The organism is Nonomuraea sp. NPDC049158, assembly GCF_040648335.1.
In the GTDB taxonomy this organism is placed as follows: Bacteria; Actinomycetota; Actinomycetes; order Streptosporangiales; family Streptosporangiaceae; genus Nonomuraea.
In genome coordinates this window covers 28,103-45,049 of sequence record NZ_JBEZDM010000008.1, presented here as the reverse complement: position 1 = coordinate 45,049, position 16,947 = coordinate 28,103, and the positions used below count along the sequence as shown (strand labels likewise).

At 71.7% G+C, this 16,947-nt stretch carries 11 protein-coding genes and 1 pseudogene; 10 read left to right on the top strand and 2 right to left on the bottom strand.

Features of this window, described 5'->3' with window-relative positions:
* From zwf to AB0B61_RS19145, 4 genes and pseudogenes are all read left to right on the top strand, one after another.
* A complete protein-coding gene (zwf, locus tag AB0B61_RS19160) occupies positions 1 to 1,374 on the top strand; it encodes a glucose-6-phosphate dehydrogenase (protein WP_358433175.1) in 1,374 nt (457 codons plus the stop codon).
* Positions 1,375 to 1,440: 66 nt separating this feature from the next.
* A complete protein-coding gene (locus AB0B61_RS19155) occupies positions 1,441 to 3,555 on the top strand; it encodes an alpha-galactosidase (RefSeq protein WP_358433172.1) in 2,115 nt (704 codons plus the stop codon).
* 24 nt (positions 3,556 to 3,579) lie between these two features.
* The gene (locus AB0B61_RS19150; protein WP_225301190.1) at positions 3,580 to 3,933 is read left to right on the top strand and encodes a spore germination protein GerW family protein; all 354 of its coding nucleotides are present in this window, start codon (positions 3,580 to 3,582) and stop codon (positions 3,931 to 3,933) included.
* Between the two features lie 128 nt (positions 3,934 to 4,061).
* Positions 4,062 to 4,349 (top strand): annotated as a pseudogene (locus AB0B61_RS19145) (LysE family transporter); the annotation flags it as partial.
* Positions 4,350 to 4,474: 125 nt separating this feature from the next.
* Here the strand turns inward: AB0B61_RS19145 and AB0B61_RS19140 are convergent.
* Entirely contained in the window at positions 4,475 to 5,197 is a 723-nt protein-coding gene (locus AB0B61_RS19140; protein ID WP_358433169.1) for a VIT1/CCC1 transporter family protein, read from the bottom strand.
* Positions 5,198 to 5,475: 278 nt separating this feature from the next.
* On the opposite strand from AB0B61_RS19140, the gene AB0B61_RS19135 reads away from it, so the two are divergent.
* Positions 5,476 to 6,105 (top strand): Uma2 family endonuclease, encoded by a 630-nt coding sequence (locus tag AB0B61_RS19135; protein ID WP_358433166.1) that lies wholly within the window; start codon positions 5,476 to 5,478, stop codon positions 6,103 to 6,105.
* 53 nt (positions 6,106 to 6,158) lie between these two features.
* Here the strand turns inward: AB0B61_RS19135 and AB0B61_RS19130 are convergent, their stop codons facing one another.
* Positions 6,159 to 6,836: a hypothetical protein gene (locus AB0B61_RS19130; RefSeq protein WP_358433164.1), complete on the bottom strand. Its 678-nt coding sequence runs from the start codon at positions 6,834 to 6,836 to the stop codon at positions 6,159 to 6,161.
* Between the two features lie 274 nt (positions 6,837 to 7,110).
* Here AB0B61_RS19130 and AB0B61_RS19125 point away from each other — a divergent pair, with 274 nt between their 5' ends.
* From AB0B61_RS19125 to AB0B61_RS19105, 5 genes are all read left to right on the top strand, one after another.
* Positions 7,111 to 10,497, top strand: coding sequence for a phosphodiester glycosidase family protein (locus AB0B61_RS19125; RefSeq protein WP_358433161.1), 3,387 nt, complete (start codon positions 7,111 to 7,113; stop codon positions 10,495 to 10,497).
* A gap of 71 nt (positions 10,498 to 10,568) precedes the next feature.
* Complete coding sequence (locus AB0B61_RS19120; RefSeq protein ID WP_358433158.1) at positions 10,569 to 11,690, top strand: amidohydrolase family protein; 1,122 nt, start codon at positions 10,569 to 10,571, stop codon at positions 11,688 to 11,690.
* A 52-nt stretch (positions 11,691 to 11,742) separates the two neighbouring features.
* Positions 11,743 to 12,972, top strand: a complete 1,230-nt coding sequence (locus AB0B61_RS19115) for a M20 family metallopeptidase (protein WP_358433155.1) — start codon at positions 11,743 to 11,745, stop codon at positions 12,970 to 12,972.
* 129 nt (positions 12,973 to 13,101) lie between these two features.
* Positions 13,102 to 15,897: a glycoside hydrolase family 2 TIM barrel-domain containing protein gene (locus AB0B61_RS19110; RefSeq protein WP_358433153.1), complete on the top strand. Its 2,796-nt coding sequence runs from the start codon at positions 13,102 to 13,104 to the stop codon at positions 15,895 to 15,897.
* 139 nt (positions 15,898 to 16,036) lie between these two features.
* Entirely contained in the window at positions 16,037 to 16,846 is an 810-nt protein-coding gene (locus AB0B61_RS19105) for a methyltransferase domain-containing protein (RefSeq protein ID WP_358433151.1), read from the top strand.
* Positions 16,847 to 16,947 lie beyond the last annotated feature (101 nt).

Here is a 16,947-nt window from a genome sequence, read left to right as displayed (position 1 = left end):
GTGGGGGCGACCAAGCCCGCGGGCGCGCTCGTCCTGTTCGGCATCACCGGTGACCTCGCGCGCAAGATGGTCCTGCCCGCCCTCTACCAGCTCACCGCCAAGGGCGAGCTCGATCTGCCGATCATCGGCGTGGCCAAGACCGATCTGGACCTCGACGGGCTGCGCGAGCACGCCCGCGCGGCCTGCGGCGGGGTGCGCGACGCGGCGTTCGAGAAGCTGGCGGGCAACCTGCGGCTGGTGTCGGGTGACTACCGCGACCCCACCACCTACACCCGGCTCCGCGAGGAGCTGGAGGGCAAGGGGTTCCTGGTCCACTATCTGGCCGTACCGCCCGCGCTGTTCTCGGTCGTGGCCGAGGGGCTGGCCGCGGAGGGCCTCAACCGGGACGCCAGGCTCGTCGTGGAGAAGCCGTTCGGCAACGACCTGGACTCGGCCCGGGCGCTCAACGCCGAGCTGCTGAAGTATTTCGACGAGGACCACCTGCGCCGGGTCGACCACTTCCTGGGCAAGGAGCCGGTCGAGGACCTCCTGGTGTTCCGGTTCGCCAACATGCTGGTCGAGCCCCTCTGGAACCGCAACTACGTCCGCAGCGTGCAGATCACCATGGCCGAGGACTTCGACGTGGCCGACCGGGGCGCCTTCTACGACGCCAACGGCGCCATCCGCGACGTCGTCCAGAACCACCTGATGCAACTCCTCGCCATCCTGGCCATGGACCCGCCGCCGTCCAAGGACGCCCGCGCCCAGCTGGACGAGAAGTGGCGGGTGCTGCGCGCCGTCGAGGCCATCAAGCCCGTCGACGTGGTCCGCGGCCAGTACGAGGGCTACCTCGACACCGAGGGCGTCAAGAAGGGCTCGACCACCGAGACGTTCGTCGCGCTGCGGGCCTACATCGAGAACTGGCGATGGGCCGGGGTGCCGTTCTGCATCCGTGCCGGCAAGGCGCTGCCGGTGACCGACCTGGAGATCGTCGCCGAGCTGCGCAAGCCGCCGATCTCGCTGTTCCCGCACGACCCGGACCTGAACCCCAACCTGATCAGGTTCCGGCTGCAGCCCGACGCCGGGGTGACGTTCGACGTGCTGGCCAAGGAACCCGGCAAGCAACGCACCCGGCAGGTGCCGGTGAGCGTCGACTTCACCAAGGTGCTCGGCCCGATGGAGGCCGCCTACCAGCGGATCCTGGCCGACGCGGTGAGCGGCGATCCCCTGCGGTTCGCCAGGTTCGACCTGGTGGACGAGTCGTGGCGGATCGTCCAGCCCATCCTCGACCTGCCGGACTCGCCGCTGCCGTACGCGAAGGGCACCTGGGGGCCCAAGGAGGCCGAGAAGATCGCACCCGGCGGGTGGCACGAGATCTCGACCACCTTCGACTGATCCCGCGCGGGCGGGCATGGGGAAGCGGCATTGACGGCGGGGCCGATAGGTCCGACGATCGCAGGCATGCCCCTCATCCCTGTTCCCGCCCACGCGCACACATGGGCGGCACTCACCCGCGATACCTCCTATGTCTTCGGCGTCGAAACGGTCATCGGCGCCGAATCCGGCGAAGACACTCGGATCGTGCAGTGGTACTGGGGACCCCGGTTACCCACCGGGGCCCTCGGCCAGGTCGTCGAGCACGCCCCCGGCTGGATCGTCACCGGCTTCCTCGACCCCGACGACGCGACGGAAATGCTGCCCGTCGACGGCGGCCGCCGCTGGGGCGTGCCCTCGCTCCAGGCCGTCTACGAGGGTGAGGTCCGCTCCGTCGAGCTCGGCTTCGACGACGCCGTCCTCGGCGAGAACGAGGTGGAGGTGGTCCTGCGCGACCACGCCTACGGCCTCCGGGTGGGCCTGCACGTACGGGTCTTCGACGACTGCGACGTCATCGAGCGCTGGGTGAGCGTCACCAACGAGTCGGCCGTGCCCCTGCGGCTGCGGCGGCTCGACTCCGGCAGCTGGGTGATCCCCGAACAGGCGGGCTTCCGCTACACCGGCGCCGCCGGAGGCTGGGGCCGCGAGACGCGGCTCCAGAGCGGCGAGCTGCCGGCGGGGGAGACCACGTTCGGCAGCAGGACCGGCACCACCTCGCACAAGGCCAACCCGTGGATCATGCTCGGCGACGCCACCGAGGACGCCGGCGACGTCTGGACCGTCGCGCTCGCCTGGAGCGGCTCGTGGCGGCTCACCACGCAGCGCCGCCCCGAGGGCGACGTCGCGGTCAGCGCCGGATTCGGCCACGAGGGCCTGACCTGGCCACTCGGCCCCGGCGCGTCGCTGAGCACCCCCTCCGCGCTCGGCCTGCGCACCTCCGGCGGCTACGGCGCGGCCAGCCGGGCCTGGCACGACTACGCCCGCAAGCACGTCCTGCCCAGGCCCGGCGAGGAACGGCCCGTCCTGTACAACTCGTGGGAGGCCACCGGGTTCGACGTCACCGAGGCCGGCCAGCTGGACCTGGCCCGCCGGGCCGCCGACCTCGGGGTGGAGCTGTTCGTGGTGGACGACGGCTGGTTCGGCGCCCGCACCGACGACACGCGCGGGCTCGGCGACTGGTGGCCCAACCCCGAGCGCTTTCCGTACGGCCTGCGCCCCCTCTTCCAGGGCGTACGCGACCTCGGCCTGCTCGCCGGGCTCTGGGTCGAGCCCGAGATGGTCAACCCCGACAGCGACCTGTACCGCAAGAACCCCGACTGGGTGCTGCACTACCCGGAACGCCGCCGCGACACCATGCGCAACCAGCTCGTGCTCAACTACGCCCGAGACGACGTGCGCGAGTGGGCGCTCGGCTGGCTCGACCAGCTCGTCCGCGAGTACGGCCTGGACTACCTCAAATGGGACATGAACCGCAGCTTCAGCCAGGCAGGCTGGGCCGAGGGCGGCGACCTGCTCTGGATCGAGCACACCAGGGGCGTCTACGCGATCATGGACGAGCTGCGCGGGCGCCATCCGGGGCTGCGCATCGAGTCGTGCTCGGGCGGTGGCGGCCGGGCCGACTTCGGCATGCTGCGCCGTACCGACCAGGTGTGGACCTCCGACAACACCGACGCCCGCGACCGGCAGGTGATCCAGCGGGGCTTCTCCTACCTCTACCCGGCCGGCGCCATGTCGTGCTGGGTGACCGACAGCCCCAACCCGATCACCCACCGGGAGGTGCCGCTGCGCTACCGCTTCCACGTGGCCATGGCGGGCACGCTCGGCGTCGGCGGCGACCTCACCAGCTGGAGCGCCGCGGAGCTCGACGAGGCCAGGCAGCTGATCGCCGACTACAAGGCCGTCCGCCCGGTGATCCAGCACGGCGCGCTGCACCGGCTGGCCGGCCGGCCCGGCGAGAGTGCCTCCGCCGTCCAGTACACGCTGGGCGACCAGGTGGTCGTCCTCGCCTACAACCCGTTCGCGCTGGACAAGCAGCCGCCCCGGCGGCTCCGGCTGGCCGGGCTCGACCCGTCAGCCGTCTACGAGGGGCCCGGCGGCTCCTGGTACGGGGCCACGCTGATGCGGCACGGCCTCACCCTGCCCACGTGGTTCCACTCCGGCGCCGACTACCGCAGCGAGATGGTGGTGCTGCGCCGGGTCTAGGGCCAGCATGTGGGGATGGACATCATGGAATTAGTCGAACGCGCCAAGGACTCCGCGACGGTCAAGCGGGTCTTCGGCGACCCGATTCAGCAGGACGGCGTCACGGTCATCCCCGTCGCCCGGGTCGTTCAGGGCGGCGGCGGGGGCATGGGCAGGCAGGAAGTCTCCGTGGATCCGGACGCCGCGCCCGGCGGCGAAGGCAGCGGCGGCGGATTCGGCCTCAGCGCCACTCCCGCCGGGGTGTTCGTGGTGAAGGACGGCGATGTCCGCTGGCAGCCGGCGGTCGACGTCAACCGCATCGTCATCGGCGGCCAGATCGTGGCCGTCGTGCTGCTGCTGACCATCCGGTCGATCCTCAAGAAGAGCCGCAAGCGCTGATTTTCGCCTGCTTTAGTAGCGTGAGCGGCATGATCTCTGTGACGCACGTGGTGGCCTTCGGCGGCGTGGTGATGCTCGGGGCGATGTCCCCAGGGCCTGACTTCGCCGTCGTGGTGCGGCGCTCGGCGATCTCCGGCCGCCTGTACGGCATGGCGGCGGCCCTGGGCATCTCGATCGGCGTGTTCGCCTGGGTGGTGGCCGCGGCGACCGGCGTCGCCGCGCTGCTGGCGGCCTCGGCGATGGCGTTCACCGTGGTCAAGGTCGTCGGGGCCGCCTACCTGCTGTTCCTCGGCGTCAAAGCGTGGCGCGCCGCCCTGCGCAAGGGCGGCGGGCTGGAGCTGGAGTCGCTGGACCCGGGGAAGCGCAGCGCGTGGGCGGCCTTCGTCGAGGGACTGCTGACGAACGCGCTCAACCCCAAGGCGGCGCTCTTCTTCGTGGCGCTCGTGCCGCAGTTCGTCAGCGAGGGTGCGTCCCTGGGCGACGGCTGGTCTATGGGGCGGCCGTTCTATGAGACGGTGACCGCCTCTATGGGAGGGCTGGTCTATGAGACGGTGACGCCCAGCAGGTGGCCCAGGCCGAAGGTCACGGCGGCGGCCCCGGCGCCCAGCGCGAGCTGGCGCAGGCCGCCCAGCCACCACGGGCGGGCCGTCATCCGCGCCACCGCCGCACCGAACACGAACAGCGCCACCAGGCTCAGCACCAGCGCCACCGCCAGCCCCGACGCCCCGAACAGGAACGGCACCAGCGGCACCAGCGCCCCGGCCGCGAACGCGCAGAACGACGACCCGGCCGCGACGTACGGCGACGGCAGATCGTCGGGATCGACGCCCAGCTCCTCCCGCACATGCACGCGCAACGCCTGCTCGGGATCCGCCGACAGCCCGGCCGCCACCCGCGCCGCCAGGTCGGCGTCCAGGCCGCGGGCACGGTAGATCGCGGTCAGCTCGGCCAGTTCCCCTTCGGGGTCGCGGGCCAGCTCCCTGCGCTCCACGGCGATCTCGGCTCGCATCAGCTCCGTCTGCGACTTCACGGACGTGTACTCGCCCGCCGCCATCGAGCACGCGCCCGCGATCAACCCCGCGCACCCGGCGAGCACCGCCCCACGGCCCGCACCCGCCGCCCCGACGACTCCGGCGATCAATGCGAAATTGGACACCAGTCCATCCATCGCCCCGAACACCGCCGGCCGCAGCCAGCCACCGGTCACGTCGCGGTGGCTGTGGTGCCTCTCGGGAGAGTACGGCCGCTCGAGCTCGATGGTCATGGAACATCCTCCGCTTCAATTTCGCCTTAATACGAAATTTAGGCAGATGTCACGATGATCCGCAACGAAGGGGAGGCTTCCCTGACCTGCGACGAAGCAGCGGACTACGAACATGCGTGCGGGTCTCAGCAGGGAAGCGGCGGTGAATCTCTCGAACGCCTGTTGCGGAAAGGCAGGGGAAGGTAGTGACATTCCGTCACTCGGTGTGATCGTGCGACTGCGTATGGCTGAGGCCGGGTTGGCGTGCGAGACTCGGTCGTATGGAAGGCGGCGATGACATGAGCGCTCTGCCCGACGAAGGCTGGCTGGCCGCGCATCGCCCGCCCAGGCGTACGAGACTCTTCCCGCTGGCCCATGCCGCCGGTTACACCGTCGATGACTGGCTCAAGCTGCCCGACTCCGGGGAGCGCATCGAGTTGATCGACGGGAGCTTCGTCGTGAGCCCTGCGGCCATGGGCCTGCACGCATTGTGCGCGGGTGGTCTGCGGACCGTCCTGGCGTCGGCGGCGAAGGCGGCCGGGGCCGATCTCGTGGTGGTCGAGGCGGTCAACGTGGCCGTCGGGGAAGACGGCCTGATTCCCGACATCGTGGTGCTGCCTCGAGACCTGGTCATGTCCCGGATGGTGATCTTTCCCGCCTCGGAGGTCGCCGCCGTGGCCGAGATCGTGAGTCCCGGGCCGGGCAATCGCCGGCGCGACTACGAGATCAAGCCGGTCAAGTACGCGGAGGCGGGCATCCCGGTCTTCCTGCGGGTCGAGCTCGAAGGGGCGGGCAGCCCGTGGGTCGAGGTGCTGGAGCTGGGAGCGGGCGGCTACGAGGTGACGGCTCGGGCTGGGGCGGGGGAGAAGGTGGCGATCTCCGAGCCGTTCGCCGCCTCCTTCGACCCGGCGCACCTGCTCGACGCCTGATCCGATCCGCTGGGGAAGCGTGGCGCATCCCCAGGGGTCGGGTCGGACAGAGGTCAGATGCGGGCAGGGATGACCGGCTCCGAGACGGTCTGGGTGTCGGTGCCGCGGATCAGGGCCTCGCAGTCCGCTATGGCGCCCGTCAGCAGGTCGCGCAGCAGGGTGTCCGGGTCCGGGATGCAGGCCTGGACGATGCCCACCACCGAGAGCTGCACCGCGTTCGGCGCCGCGTACCGGCGGAAGCCCTTCTCCGTGATCCGGGCCGCGCGGCTGAAGCGCCTGGCCTGCTCCGCCGCGTGCGGGACCAGCGCCATCGCCAGCTGGCTCTCCTCGCTCAGCGGGACCGAGGCGAACCGGCTCGAGGCCGGCTGGCCGGACGGGACGCCGTCGAGCCTGGCCAGCATCTCCTCGGCCGCCAGTACCGACACCGCGAGCGCCAGTTGACGCTCTGCCGCCGAGACCGGCAGCGCGGTCGTCGCGCACCGCAGCGCGATCCGGGCGTCCACCCGGAGGTCGTCGGCGTTCAGGTCGATGATCGAGGGAACGAGGCCCACGAGGCGGGCCCGGTTCGCGTCGCTGGTGTTGTCGTTGACCAAGCGGGCGAGCGCGGCCAGCAGCGGGTGCGTACAGGCCGGGTGGTCGCTCCACCGCTCTCCGGCTAGGTAGGACGCCAGCTCCATGAAACAGGCGCCGCGCTTAGGGTTGCGATGCCTGCCGCGTGACAGAACCGGCATGTGATCAAGCTGATTGTCCACGGGGTGCTCCACTGCTCCACGGGATGCTGCTCTACGGGATCGCCGTCTTTCCAGTCTGCGCTGATAACAGCAACAACGCCAGTGATGGGGGATTTTGCCTCCCCTGCAGACTGCCCGGTGGGCGCGGACGCACACCTGGGGTAAGACGGATGCCACCTTCGTGGATCAGTTCGACCACCGGAAGCCGCTGAAATTATTCTTTAGTTCATCGTCAAGTCTTGAAAGTTATAACCGCGAACGATTGAGTTCGGTCGTGCAGACCCTCCGCTACGCGGCCGTCGCGGCCGCGCTCGTCTTAGGAATCGCCGCCCCCGCGCAGGCCGATCCCCAACCCCCCGCCGAAGACGCGCTGAAGGCGTCGTCCTATCCGCCGCCCTCCACGCTGCTGACCCAGGCCGTCACCGGCAAGCAGCTGGAGACGGCCAAGAAGACCCGGCCGGTGGCCCCCGGCATCTCGCTGACCTCGTTCGACCGCTACGACGAGCTCGGCTGGCTGCGGGCCGACGCCGTCACCGCCGACCTGGGCGCCGCGAAGGCCGACTACGTCTACTCCGGCGAGGTGTCCAAGACCGAGCCGCTGTCCGGGCCCGCCAAGCGCGCCCACGCCGTCGCGGCCGTCAACGGCGACTTCTTCGACATCAACAGCTCGGGCGCCGCCCTGGGCATCGGCGTCCAGAACGGCTCGCTCATCCAGTCGCCCGCCTCCGGCCACGACAAGGCCGTCGCGATCACCGGCGACGGCCTCGGGCGGGTGCTGAGGATGTACTTCGAGGGCACCGCCACCCCGGCGGGTGGCGCGCCCATCACCCTGACCCAGTTCAACCAGATCATCCAGGCGGGCGGGGTCGGCCTGTTCACGCCGCTGTGGGGCTCCTACAACCGGGCCCGCGCGGTCGAGGGCGCCACCGCCGTGACCGAGGTCGAGCTGGTCGACGGCGTGGTCTCGGCGGTACGCCAGGCGCCGGGCACCGGCCCGATCCCCGCCGGCACCACGATCCTGCTCGGCCGCGACGCGGCGGCGGCCACGCTGGCCGGGCTCAAGCAGGGCGACAAGATCGACGTGAAGTACCAGCCGAAGTCGTCGGACGGCAACGCCGTCAAGGCGGCGGTCGGCGGCAACTACGTCCTGGTCAAGGACGGCGCCGTGCAGAGCTCCACCGACCCGGCCGCGCACCCGCGTACCGCGGTCGGCTTCTCCGCCGACGGCAGGAAGATGTACCTGCTGACCGTCGACGGCCGCCAGGCCGACAGCCGTGGCGTCACGCTCAACGAGCTGGCCGCCATGATGGTCGACCTCGGCGCCGCGAACGCGCTCAACCTCGACGGCGGCGGCTCCTCCACGATGCTCGCCCGCGAGCCGGGCTCCGCCGACGTCCAGGTCGAGAACAGCCCGTCCGACGGTGGCGAGCGCCACGTGCCGAACGGCCTGGCCCTGTTCGCCCCCGAGGGCAGCGGCAAGCTCAAGGGCTTCTGGCTGGAGACGGCCGGCGACCCCGACAAGGCGCCCGGCGCCTCTCCCGTCGCCGGCGGCCGCCCCGACCGGGTCTTCCCCGGCCTCACGCGGCGGCTGACCGCCGCCGGATACGACGAGACGTACGGCCCGGCGGCCGGCACCCCGTCCTGGCGCGCCGAACCGGTGGTGCACGGCGTCGTCCGCGACGGCAAGTTCCACGCCCTGGTCCCCGGCCAGACGACGGTCACCGCCTCGCGCGGCGGCGCCAAGGGCACGCTGCGGCTCACCGTGCTCCAGCCGCTGCAGCGGCTCGGCGCCACCGTGGACCGGGTCGGCCTGGCCGGCGCGGACGCCACGGCCACGTTCGGCGTCGTCGGCTACGACCACAACGGCAACACCGCGCCCATCGAACCGGCCGACCTCACGCTCGACTACGACCACGACGCCTTCGAGGTGACCCCGGCCGACCAGGGCTACTTCACCGTCAAGTCCAAGAAGGCGACCACGTCCGGCCTGATCACCGCCAAGGTGGGCAAGATCAGCACGGCCGTGCCCGTCACCGTGGGCTTCGAGGACAAGCCGGTCGCCGACTTCGAGAACGCGGCCCAGTGGAGCTTCGCCGCCGCCCGGGCCACCGGCTCGCTGTCGGCCGCGCCCGGCCAGAGCGGGGGCGGGCTCAAGCTGTCGTACGACTTCACCCAGTCCACCGCGACCCGCGCCGCCTACGCCAGCCCGCCGCAGCAGATCGAGGTGGCGGGGCAGCCGCAGGCGTTCGGCCTGTGGATCAACTCCACCGGCAAGGGCGAGTGGCCCAGCCTGGAGTTCTACGACGGCCAGGGGCAGTCGCAGATCCTGCGTGGCCCGTACATGACCTGGACCGGCTGGAAGTACGTCGAGTTCGCCGTGCCGCCCGGCGTCAGCTACCCGCTCAAACTGCGGCGCTTCTACGTGGCCGAGACCAAGACCGACGCGAAGTACACCAACGACATCCTCATCGACGGCCTGGTGGCCAAGGTGCCGCCGTCGGTGACGGCGCCGCCCGCCCAGAAGGTCGCCGACCCGGTCGTCAAGCCCGAGGTGGCCAAGATGCCGTGGCGGTTCGCCGTCATGTCGGACGCCCAGTTCGTGGCCCGCGACCCGGACAGCGACATCGTCAAGAACGCCCGCCGTACGCTCCAGGAGATCAAGGCCGCCAAGCCCGACTTCCTGCTGATCAACGGCGACCTGGTGGACGAGGCGTCGCCCGAGGACTTCGCGCTGGCCAAGAAGATCCTCGACGAGGAGCTGGGCGGGACGCTGCCGTACCACTACATCCCGGGCAACCACGAGGTGATGGGCGGCAAGATCGACAACTTCAAGGCCGTCTTCGGCGACACGTACCAGAGCTTCGACCACAAGGGCACGCGCTTCGTCACGCTGGACACCTCGCGGCTGAACCTGCGCGGCGGCGGCTTCGACCAGGTCGCCCTGCTCCGGGCCAAGCTCGACGCGGCGGCTCGGGACGCGTCCGTCGGCTCGGTGGCGGTGCTGTTCCACGTGCCGCCGCGCGACCCCACGCCCGGCAAGGGCAGCCAGCTCGGCGACCGCAAGGAGGCCGCGCTGGTCGAGGGCTGGCTGGCGGACTTCCAGCGGACCACCGGCAAGGGCGCCGCCTACATCGGGGCCCACGTCGGGACGTTCAACGCCTCGCACGTCGACGCGGTGCCGTACTTCATCAACGGCAACTCCGGCAAGAACCCGGCCACCGCGGCCGACGACGGCGGCTTCACCGGCTGGTCGCTGTGGGGCGTGGATCCGGTCACCGCGCAGGAGGCTGAGCACGTCAAGCGCAACTGGTTCGCCGACGCGCCCAGCTGGCTCGGCGCCCAGGTACGGCCGCACGTGGACGATCTCGCGCTCGCGGCCCCCGCGGCCGTGCAGGTCGGCAAGGCGGCGGCTGTGACGGCGACGGTCAAGCAGGGCACCCGGGTGGTGCCGGCCGCCTACCCGGTGTCCGTGGCGTGGTCCGGCTCGCCGAACCTGCACATCGGGTCGCGGCAGAGCGCCAAGCCCTGGGACGTCGCCGTGCTCGACCCCGCGACGGGGACGCTCACGGCGCTGCGGAAGGGCCAGGTGACCGTCGCGCTGACGGTCAGCGGCGTCACCCGCCAGGCGACGATCGCCCTGACGGCCAACGCGGCCGCCTGACACACGGCCGCCTGACACGCGGCGGCGGGGGTCACCACACCCGGCCCCCGCCGCCGGACACAATGGAGGTCATGACGGACCTCGTCGAGACCATCGAACGGCTCGAGCTGGTCGACCACCACGTCCACGGAGCCACCGCGCACGACCTGACGCGCACCGCGTTCGAGGAGCTGATCACCGAGTCGGACCGGCCGGTGCCGCACTGGATGACCCAGTTCGACTCCCAGGTCGGCCACGCGATCCTGCGCCACTGCGCGCCCGTGCTCGGTCTCGACCCGCACACCACGCCCGAGGAATACCTGGCCAGGCGGGCCAGGCTGGGCGCGGCCGAGGTCAACACGCGGCTGCTGGCGGCCTCGGGGGTGGCGCACTTCCTCGTCGAGACCGGCTATCGGGGCGAGGAGATCCTCAGCCCGGCGGGCATGGCCGAGGTCAGCGGCCGGCCCGCCGACGAGATCGTCCGCCTGGAGTCGGTGGCCGAGCAGGTCGCCGAGGGTGACGCGGCCGGGTTCGCCGACCGGTTCGGCGCGACCCTCCACGAGCGCACCCGTACGGCGCGCGGCCTGAAGACCATCGCCGCCTACCGCCACGGCCTCGACTTCGACCCCGCCCGGCCCGGCCCGGCCGAGGTCGCCGAGGCGGCGGGCCGGTGGCAGGAGGAGGGCGGGCGGCTCCGTGACCCGGTGCTGCTGCGCCACGTCATCTGGGCCGGTATCGAGCGCGGGCTGCCCCTGCAGTTCCACACCGGGTTCGGCGATCCCGACCTCGACCTGCGCCGATCCGATCCGCTGCTGCTGCGCGGGCTGATCGAGCTGGCCGAGCCGACGGGGGTGCCACTGCTGTTGCTGCACTGCTATCCGTACCAGCGCCATGCCGGATTCCTCGCCCAGGCCTATCCGAACGTCTACTTCGACGTGGGCCTGGGCGTCACCTACACGGGCGCGCGCGGCGCCGAGGTGGTCGCGGAGAGCCTGGAGCTGGCGCCGTTCGCCAAGATCCTCTTCTCGTCGGACGCCTGGGGGCCCGCTGAGCTGCACCATCTCGGGGCCGAGCTGTGGCGGCGGGCGATGGCGCGGGTGCTCGGCGGCCTCGTGGCCGACGGCGAGTGGTCGGCCGCCCAGGCGGTGCGCGTGGCGACCATGGTGGGGGCCGAGAACGCCCGCCGCGTGTACGACCTGGGCCCGGACGGGTGAGGACGGCGGCGAAATGGGCACCGGGGGAAGGAGTGACGAAAGGAGCATCTGAGTGAGCCCGGGGGAACTGCTGCGCGAGGCGCTACTGGACGAACTGCCCGCCGCCGTGAAGCTCAGGCGGGAGCTGCACGCGCAGCCGTGCGTGTCCGGGGAGGAGGGGCCGACGCTCAAGCGCGTGCTCGACGCGCTGTCGGGCGGCCTCGTGGAGTACGTGGCGGGCACCGGCGCCGTGATCAGGATCGGCTCTCCCGGCCCCGCGGTCGGCGTGCGCGGCGAGCTCGACGCGTTGCCGATCGCCGAGCGCACCCGCGTCCCGTGGGCCGCCACCAGCGGCGCCATGCACGCCTGCGGTCACGACGTGCACCTGGCCGCCGTCGTCGCCCTGGCCCGCGCGGTGGCGAAGGTCCGCGCCGTCGTGGACGCCGGAGTGGAGGAGGCCGGGGATCCGGGCTCGACGGGGCTGTCCGCCTGGAGCTGGGACGAGATCGCGCCGCTGGTCGTGGTGCTGCAGCCGCGCGAGGAGACCTACCCCTCCGGCGCCTTCGACGTGGTCGAGTCCGGCGTGCTCGACCGGCACCAGGTACGCGCCATGATCGGCGCGCACGTCCAGCCCGTGCTCGCCGCCGGGGTGGTGTCCTGCACGCCGGGGGCGGTCAACGCCTCGGCCGACGAGTTCGAGCTGACCGTCAGGGGCGCCGAGGGCCACGCCGCCTACCCGCACCTGGCCCGCGACCCCGTCGTGGCCATGTCGCAGATCATCGTGGCCGCCCAGCAGATGGTCAGCCGCGCCGCCGACCCCATGGTGCCCACGGTGGTCACGTTCGGCATGGTCAACGCGGGCACGGCGCCGAACGCCATCCCCGGCGAGGCCGTGGCCAGGGGGACGCTGCGGACCATGTCCGAGTCGTGGCGCCGCGGCCTGCACGACCGGTTCACGCAGCTGGTCGAGGACGTGGCCCGGGCGCACGGCTGCCATGGCGAGGTGCGGGTCCTGCCGGGTGAGCCGGTGCTGGCCAACGACCCGGCGCTGGCCGTACAGACCGGGGAACTGCTGCGGCACCAGGGATGGACGGTCACCGAGGAGCTGCGCTCGTGCGGCGCGGACGACTTCGCGGCCTACGCGTCGGTGATGCCGTCGCTGATGATGTTCGTCGGCGTCGACACGGCCGCCGGGCTGCACAGCCCGGAGTTCCTGCCGGGAGACGACGGGGTGGCGGCCACGGCGGAGGCGCTGCTGGCCGGATATCTCACGGCGGGGGGCCGTCCGGCGCGCGCGAGATGACGCCGCCGGCCGATTGCACCGGGACGGACAAGACGCCGGCCGATTGCACCGGGACGGACAAGAAACTCACCAATACTCACCAATACTCACCAATGACGAAACCGCCCAGAACGTTTAGGCTCGGCGGCGATGGATCTCGAAAACTTCGCACCCGGTTCGGGCCGCCTCGAACCCAGGGCCGCACTACGTTCTGACGCCCCTTCCCTCGACCTGAACGGCGACTGGCGCTTCCGCCTCTCTCCGTCCGCTGTCCAGCCGGACGACTTCGCCGATCCCGGCTACGACGACTCCGCCTGGGACTCCCTGCCGGTGCCGTCGCACTGGCAGTTGCACGGGCACGGCTCGCCCGCGTACACCAACGACCTCTACCCCTTCCCCGTCGACCCGCCGCACGTGCCGAACGAGAACCCGACCGGCGACCACCGCCGCGTGTTCGACCTGCCCGAGGGCTGGACCGGCGGGCGGCTGCGGTTCGAGGGCGTCGAGTCCTTCGCCCGGGTCTGGCTGAACGGCCACGAGCTGGGCTACTCGACCGGCAGCCGCCTGCCCGTCGAGTTCGACGCGGGACCGTGGCTGGTGCCGGGCCGCAACGTGCTCGCCGTCCGCGTCCACCAGTGGTCGGCCGCCAGCTACCTCGAAGACCAGGACATGTGGTGGCTGCCCGGCATCTTCCGGGACGTGTCACTGACCCGCTCGGCCGCCGACGTCTTCGTCCACGCCGCCTATGCCGACGGTCGCGGCACGCTGAGCTTCGACGGCCCCGGACGGCTGGCCATCGCCGAGCTCGGCGTCGCCGACCTGGCGCCCGGCACGGAGATCACCGTAGACGCCGAGCCGTGGACCGCCGAGACGCCCCGCCTGTACGAGGCCGTGGTCACGCTGCCCGAGGAGACCGTACGGGTGCGTGTCGGGTTCCGTACGATCTCCATCGAAGACGGGGTGCTCCTGGCCAACGGTCGTCCGCTGCTGCTCAAGGGCGTGAACCGGCACGAGTTCCACCCCGAGCACGGTCGCGCCGTACCGTACGAGACCATGCGCGCCGACGTGCTGCTGATGAAGCGCCACAACGTCAACGCCGTCAGGACCAGCCACTACCCGCCGCACCCCGACTTCCTCGACCTCTGCGACGAGCTGGGCCTCTGGGTGATCGACGAGTGCGACCTGGAGACGCACGGCTTCGGCCACGTCGGCTGGCGCGGCAATCCCACGGACGACCCGCGCTGGGCCGAGGCGTGCGTGGACCGGATGCGCCGCACGGTCGAACGGGACAAGAACCACCCGAGCGTGATCATGTGGTCCCTCGGCAACGAGGCCGGAGTCGGCCAGAACCTGAGCCTCATGGCCGACTGGACCCGGCGGCGAGACCCGTCGCGGCCGATCCACTACGAGGGCGACCGCTCGTGCGCCGACACCGACGTGTACTCGCGGATGTACGCCTCGCACGCCGAGGTGGAGGCCATCGGGCAGGGGGTGGAGGACCCGCTGGCCGACCCCGAGCTCGACGCGCGGCGGCGGGCGATGCCGTTCGTGCAGTGCGAGTACGCCCACGCCATGGGCAACGGGCCCGGCGGCCTGGCCGACTACCAGGAGCTGTTCGAGCGCTATCCACGGCTGGCCGGCGGGTTCATCTGGGAGTGGATCGATCACGGGCTGGCACACCCGGAGTTCGAGTACGCCTACGGCGGTGACTACGGCGAGCCGGTGCACGACGGGAACTTCGTGATCGACGGGCTGGTCTTCCCCGACCGGACGCCCTCGCCGGGGCTGCTGGACCTGAAGAAGGTGTTCGAGCCGGTCCGGTTCGCCTTCGACGACCAGGCCCAGGTCGTGCGGGTGGCCAACCACCACGGCTACCGCGACCTGTCGCACCTGGGGTTCGTCGCGGTGGTCGAGGAGGAGGGGGTGCCGGTCGCCGAGTTCCCGCTCGACGTACCTGCGACGGGTGGCGAGGTCAAGCTGCCCGACCTGCCCGGTGGGGAGGGGGAGCGCTGGCTGACGGTACGGGCGGTGCTGGCCGCCGACCAGCCGTGGGCCGCCGCCGGTCACGAGGTGGCATGGGGCCAGACCCGCCTGTCATCCGGCGCCCAGGGCGAGGCTCGCGGGGCGTCCGGTGGCCGGGGCGTTGGTTCTGGGGCGGACCTGGAGTTCGACCCCGGTACCGGGCGGCTGACCCGCCTGTTCGGGATCGAGGTCGAGGGGCCCCGACTGGAGCTCTGGCGGGCGCCGATCGACAACGACACCTACGGCGGGCTGGTGGATCGCTGGCGGCAGCTCGGCCTGCACCGGCTCACTCACCGAGTGGACGCCGTGGAGACCGGCGACGGGCTGACCGTACGCGCCAGGGTCGCACCGGCGGCCACCGACCTGGGCCTGCACGTGGTCTACCGGTGGACCGCCACGGATGGCGGGCTGGAGCTGACCGTGGACGTCGAGCCGGACGGGGAGTGGACCTTGCCCCTGCCGAGGCTCGGCGTCGTCATGGCGCTGCCCGCGGCGTTCGGCGACGTCACCTGGTTCGGCCGGGGCCCCGGCGAGGCGTACCCCGACACCGGCATGGCCGCCAGGGTCGGCCGATGGTCCGCCACCGTCGAGGACCTGCAGACGCCGTACGTCTACCCGCAGGAGAACGGGCACCGGGCCGATGTCCGCTGGGCCGAGCTGGCCGGCCCGTCCGGCGGCCTCCGGGTGACGGGCGATCCGGCCTTCGGCCTCACGGCCCGCCGCTGGACCACCGCTGAGCTGGAGGCGGCCCGCCACCGGCCGGACCTGAAGCCGGGTGACCGGGTGCACGTCAACCTGGACTTCGCTCAGCACGGCGTCGGCACCGCAGCGTGCGGTCCGGCCGCGCTGCCGCAGTACGAACTCCACGCCCGGCCTGCCACCTTCCGTCTCCGCTTCACCCCGACGGGAGCCCTCGGCGCCTGACGGTCTGGGGTTTGACGGCCCGGGGCCTTACGGCCTCGGGCCTGACGGCCGGGTTTGACGGTCAGATCTGAGGTCCTCGGGCCTGAAGGCCTGAGGTTGAACCACCCTCTCCTCCCCCCTCTGTCGCTAAGGAGTCGTCATGGATGCCAAGCAGTACATGGCCGGTGTGTTCGACCGCGCGTCCGGCACCTACGAACAGGTCGGCGTGCCCTTCTTCGGCCCGGTGGCCGCCGAGCTGGTACGGCAGGCCGCCCCGGAGCCGGGTGACCGGGTGCTGGACGCCGGATGCGGCACCGGCGCCTCACTCGTTCCGGCGGCCGGGGCGGTCGGGCCGACGGGCCGGGTGGTCGGGCTGGACCTCGCGCCGGGGATGGTCGCCGCCACCGCGGCCGAGATCGACCGGCACGGCCTGACGCACGCCACCGTCCTCCAGGGTGACGCGGAACGGGCCGAGGAGCTCCTGCCCGGGGAGCGGTTCGACGTCGTGCTGGCCGGGATGATGCTGTACTTCCTACCCGACCCGCTGGCGGCCGTACGTTCCATGACCGGCCTGCTCCGGCCCGGCGGGCGGCTGGCCGCCAGCCTGCTGGCTCAGGCGAGCCCGGCCGAGATCGAGCTGCTCGGCCTGGTGGCACGGGCCCTGGCCCCGTACACCACGGCCGCTGGCACCGCCCCCTTCCACCGCACCCTCAGCACGGCCGAGGAACTGACCGAACTTCTCAAGGAGGGTGGCCTGGACGGGGTCCGCTGCGAGGACGTCGTGTTCGAGGTGACCGTCGCGGCCGGACAGGTATGGGACTGGCTGTGGTCGGCCGCCCGCCGCGCCTCCCTGGAGACCATCCCCGAGGCCCGCCACCCGGAGGCCAGGGCAGCCCTGGAGGACGCCCTGGCATACGAGACGTTCGTGCTACCCCGCACGGTGCGATTCGCCACCGGGACCCGCGTCTGACAGGACACGACGGCCCCGGACGGATCGCCGGAGCCACGTGGTCAGTCGAACAGGCCGTTCTGCAACGCAACCGAGGAGTGCTGAGCTGCAGTACCTTGGCC

What these genes read in the sequence shown, in the direction of transcription:
- AB0B61_RS19155 (WP_358433172.1), top strand. Translation starts at nt 1,441, where the DNA reads ATGCCCCTCATCCCTGTTCCCGCCCACGCGCACACATGGGCGGCACTC.
- AB0B61_RS19150 (WP_225301190.1), top strand. Translation starts at nt 3,580, where the DNA reads ATGGAATTAGTCGAACGCGCCAAGGACTCCGCGACGGTCAAGCGGGTC.
- AB0B61_RS19140 (WP_358433169.1), bottom strand. Translation starts at nt 5,197, where the DNA reads ATGACCATCGAGCTCGAGCGGCCGTACTCTCCCGAGAGGCACCACAGC.
- AB0B61_RS19135 (WP_358433166.1), top strand. Translation starts at nt 5,476, where the DNA reads ATGAGCGCTCTGCCCGACGAAGGCTGGCTGGCCGCGCATCGCCCGCCC.
- AB0B61_RS19130 (WP_358433164.1), bottom strand. Translation starts at nt 6,836, where the DNA reads ATGCCGGTTCTGTCACGCGGCAGGCATCGCAACCCTAAGCGCGGCGCC.
- AB0B61_RS19120 (WP_358433158.1), top strand. Translation starts at nt 10,569, where the DNA reads ATGACGGACCTCGTCGAGACCATCGAACGGCTCGAGCTGGTCGACCAC.
- AB0B61_RS19110 (WP_358433153.1), top strand. Translation starts at nt 13,102, where the DNA reads ATGGATCTCGAAAACTTCGCACCCGGTTCGGGCCGCCTCGAACCCAGG.
- AB0B61_RS19105 (WP_358433151.1), top strand. Translation starts at nt 16,037, where the DNA reads ATGGATGCCAAGCAGTACATGGCCGGTGTGTTCGACCGCGCGTCCGGC.